We start from the raw sequence: 2,404 nt of genomic DNA on the forward strand, positions 1-2,404 counted from the left end.
ATTGAGCAATTGTAGGGTGGGCATTGCCCACCCTACTCCTCCTACAATAATGTAGAGGCGATTCGCGAATCGCCTCTACATTATTTAGCGATCGATGTTATAAACTGCGTAATTCTTGTTAGCCTGAATCTGTTGTTTATCTTCTTGAACTTATGACCATCACCTGTCAGGAAATTCTCAAAAACCATCAACCCATTTGGCAGGAAGCCACCGTGCATCCTTTTTTGGATGGATGTAAACAAGGCACGATTACTCCTGAGCAATTTAATACTTGGTTGGTGCAGGATTATCAATTTGTGGTGGAATTTACGCGGATGGTAGCCCGGATTTTATCCGTTGCTCCTCGCCATCATTTTGATGTACTGTTAGGAGGATTAACTGCCTTAAAAGATGAATTGAATTGGTTTCAAGTCAAAGCGGCTGAACGGAATTTATCCCTGGATGTCGCTAAACAGCGCACCTGTGAAGAATACAGCCAGTTTTTAGAAAGTTTGGCCCGAACTCCTTATGCGGTGCAAGCAACAGGATTGTGGGCGGTTGAGTTGGCTTATAATCAAGGGTGGCAATTGCCTGGACCCATGCCTGAACCCTATACCGAATTTGCCGATCGCTGGGGAAATCCGGGCTTTACGGATTACGTCAAATTGTTAGAACAACAAGCCGATGAAATGCTCAGTAATGCCTCACCGGAGGTTCAGAAAGAAGCGGAACAAACCGTGATTACCGTGGCTCAATTTGAAAAAGCATTTTGGCAAATGGCATTTAATGCCACCTAACCCTCGGGGTGGTCAAGCGGGTATTAACTCCCGCTTGACCACCCCAGAAATCCACTGGAATTATAGTTCAGCGTCCATCCCCATCATACAATTATAATTTCCCTCACCTACGGATTTATTCAAGGTATTAATAATTGAGGCAGAATTATCGTAGGGTCCGCTCGTATAGAATGGCTTGCCATTTTTTCCAAATTCGAGTTTTACTTCCCCATCCCATTCTCCTAAATACTTTTTGGCTTTTTCAAAATCATGATGGGGTTTAAAGCCTAATGTTTCAGCATATTCAACCGCACCCCAGACAAGGGCTTGAGCCTGAGTTAATGAAATTTTCTCAGAACCCCCGATGAACGAGTCATAATACAAGGAGGCAATTCTTCCATATTCACTGCGATTGTATTTGCGAGGTCCCGAGGCATCTTTGACCCCCAAACACCAATAATCCACCAGGTAAGTACAGCTAATAAAGCGGTTCAATCCCGGCGATCGCGTCACCGTCACAATAGCCATACCAGGGTCGGATGTGCTCTCAAAATCATCCTCGGATTGGGTCGCGAGTTCATCTTCTGGCGGAAACAGTCTGGGGATACAATTGGCATTGACTAAACACTCGAAGACGGGGGGTAATTCTCCGGATTCCTCACGGGCGATCGCCGCTTGTTCCGCTTGTTCCTTCAGAAATCGGGTAACGTCCGAGACTTTCAACCCCATTTTACGGGCGATTTGCTTCGGTGTTAACTTTTTCTCCCGCAAGCTGAGAATTTCTTGGGTTTGTTCGCTATCCATAATTTTCCTCTAATTTTTTCTGTAATGATTAGATTACAACAATCCAGCACCAATCAACATCATCCTCCGCAACGATGAACTCAAAAAATTCATCTCCCCAACCTCCCCAACCTCCCCAACCTCCCCCACCTCCCCCACCAAACCAAGACAAATGACAAATGACAAATGACAAATGACAAATAACCCATCTCCCCAACAACCGACGCTTATCAGGTAATATAGGTCTGTCGTGGGCGATCGACCCACTGAGAACCTGCTTAATCTGGCTCAATTCAAGGAGAAACCTATGCCTCGTGCCATTATGGAAACCGAAAAAGGAACGATTCATCTGGATCTGTTCGATAAAGATGCCCCCAATACGGTAGATAATTTTATCAAATTATCTGAAAGTGGGTTTTATGATGGATTAACTTTCCATCGGGTGATTCCCAATTTCATGATCCAAGGGGGATGTCCCAATGGAACAGGAACCGGGGGCCCGGGTTATAAAATTAATTGTGAAATTAACCCCAACAAACATCTATCGGGTACGTTATCAATGGCCCATGCAGGGCGCAATACCGGGGGAAGTCAATTCTTTATTTGCCATTCTCCCCAACCCCATTTAGATGGACAACATACGGTGTTTGGTAAAACCGAAGATATGGATGTCGTCAACTCGATTCGGGCTAAAGATAAAATCCTATCGGTTAAAATCGAGAAAGACTAAGGGAGTCCAAAAAAATAAATTATCCAAGTTCTGCGGTGAAAAACTTGACTCTTCAGCCTGCGTAGGCAGGCTTTGTCCGTATAGCCCCACCCTTGAGGGTGTGGGTTTTGGGTATTTTATTTTTTGGAGTTCCCTA

General features: G+C 44.7%; 3 protein-coding genes. 2 read left to right on the top strand and 1 reads right to left on the bottom strand.

What is annotated here, in order from left to right; genetic code table 11:
- Positions 1-152 precede the first annotated feature (152 nt).
- Positions 153-776: a TenA family transcriptional regulator gene (locus tag NG833_RS22980; protein WP_254567600.1), complete on the top strand. Its 624-nt coding sequence runs from the start codon at positions 153-155 to the stop codon at positions 774-776.
- Positions 777-836: 60 nt separating this feature from the next.
- Here the strand turns inward: NG833_RS22980 and NG833_RS22985 are convergent, their stop codons facing one another.
- The gene (locus tag NG833_RS22985) at positions 837-1,559 is read right to left on the bottom strand and encodes a DNA-binding response regulator (RefSeq protein WP_254567601.1); all 723 of its coding nucleotides are present in this window, start codon (positions 1,557-1,559) and stop codon (positions 837-839) included.
- 286 nt (positions 1,560-1,845) lie between these two features.
- On the opposite strand from NG833_RS22985, the gene NG833_RS22990 reads away from it, so the two are divergent.
- Positions 1,846-2,268, top strand: coding sequence for a peptidylprolyl isomerase (locus NG833_RS22990; protein WP_254567602.1), 423 nt, complete (start codon positions 1,846-1,848; stop codon positions 2,266-2,268).
- Positions 2,269-2,404: the final 136 nt, after the last annotated feature.

The organism is Oscillatoria sp. HE19RPO, from assembly GCF_024220515.1.
In the GTDB taxonomy this organism is placed as follows: domain Bacteria; phylum Cyanobacteriota; class Cyanobacteriia; order Cyanobacteriales; family Laspinemataceae; genus Laspinema.

What these genes read in the sequence shown, in the direction of transcription:
- NG833_RS22980 (WP_254567600.1), top strand. Translation starts at nt 153, where the DNA reads ATGACCATCACCTGTCAGGAAATTCTCAAAAACCATCAACCCATTTGG.
- NG833_RS22985 (WP_254567601.1), bottom strand. Translation starts at nt 1,559, where the DNA reads ATGGATAGCGAACAAACCCAAGAAATTCTCAGCTTGCGGGAGAAAAAG.
- NG833_RS22990 (WP_254567602.1), top strand. Translation starts at nt 1,846, where the DNA reads ATGCCTCGTGCCATTATGGAAACCGAAAAAGGAACGATTCATCTGGAT.